Below are 277 nucleotides of genomic sequence, written 5' to 3'. Positions count from 1 at the left end.
AAGCAGAGCGGCGATCTGCTTCGCCCACCGATCCAGATCCGCCAGCCATGTGATCGTCCCGATGCTCGTGTAGACCACGTCGAAGTGACCTTCGACGACGTTTCGGGCGTCGAGCACATCCGTCTCCACCCAGGTGGCGGATGTGCCCGTACGATTCGCGAGCTCCGCAGCGGCACGGAGGGCGGGCCGTGAGAACTCCACGCCGGTGACTGTGGCGCCCGCGCGAGCCAGTGAGACCGTGTCTGTCCCGATGTGGCACTGCAGGTGGCACACATCC

Annotated in this window: 1 protein-coding gene; it reads right to left on the bottom strand. The window is 65.7% G+C overall.

The window, feature by feature from the left end; genetic code table 11:
- Positions 1 to 273, bottom strand: a 273-nt coding sequence (locus SB658_RS23620) for a class I SAM-dependent methyltransferase (RefSeq protein WP_410602731.1), incomplete at its 3' end; no start/stop codon positions are given.
- Positions 274 to 277: the final 4 nt, after the last annotated feature.

The sequence above is a fragment of the Bacillus sp. SIMBA_008 genome (assembly GCF_046535495.1).
GTDB classification, from domain to species: Bacteria; Bacillota; Bacilli; order Bacillales; family Bacillaceae; genus Bacillus; species Bacillus subtilis.
Note: the sequence above shows the minus strand (reverse complement) of the source record. Positions and strands in the feature narration are given on the sequence as shown.